This is a genomic window from Burkholderia sp. RF4-BP95 (genome assembly GCF_001521985.1).
Taxonomy (GTDB): Bacteria; Pseudomonadota; Gammaproteobacteria; order Burkholderiales; family Burkholderiaceae; genus Burkholderia; species Burkholderia diffusa.
Genome location: NZ_LOSX01000068.1, coordinates 1 through 695, shown reverse-complemented (window position 1 = coordinate 695; position 695 = coordinate 1). Strand labels below are relative to the sequence as shown.

Sequence of the window (695 nt, the reverse complement as noted above, 5' to 3'; positions counted from 1 at the left end):
AGAACTTCATCCGCCCATTTCCAGAACTGAATTTTTTCTTCATTTGTCTTCAGGTCATCCGCAATCTTCTGGAATTCCTTATTGACCGCCTCGGATGCCTTCTGCGTCGCCTGATCCATCTCGATGCCCAACTGCGCACTCTGCGTTGTCGCGCTCTGGGTATTTTCCGCCTTTACATTACCCAGCTCGGCCATCCACATCGTCACCGCGGCTTCGCCGTGCAGCCCCTGGCCGGTCGCTTTAGCCGCGTCATTCAGTCGCTCCGCCTGCTCCTCATCCGCCTCGTCCTGCTGATGCGTACTCGCTTGCGCCGCCTCGCCATACGCGGCCAGATTTGCGGCATTCCAGCGGCGTGCATGCGCCTCCAAGTCCTGCGGCGCGTGCTTTTGCGACAACAGGCTCATCGCCGTTCGCAGGGTTTCGCCGTCCGCCTCCCCGCCGTGCGTTGGCACCAGCAGTTCGGGCTCGTTGTCGAAGGCGCCGCGCGGCTCAGCATCCGCCGGAACACTGCTCCTCGAACCGGCGCGCTTCATCTCGCGCTGCACCATGTTCTTCATCGCCTCGGTGGCAAAATGCACCACGCCACCGATACTCTGTGGATCGAGCTTCGACACCTGCTGACGCAGCATCGGCAGCGTAGCGTGCCGCTGATACCGATTGATGTTCTGAAGACTTTGTTGAATAGAAGCCATAGG

1 protein-coding gene is annotated in these 695 nt (G+C 60.0%); it reads right to left on the bottom strand.

Going from position 1 to position 695, the window contains the following annotated elements:
• Nucleotides 1-629: hypothetical protein (locus WS46_RS22730; protein ID WP_156437110.1), on the bottom strand; the 629-nt coding region annotated here is incomplete at its 3' end.
• Between the last annotated feature and the right edge of the window lie 66 nt (nt 630-695).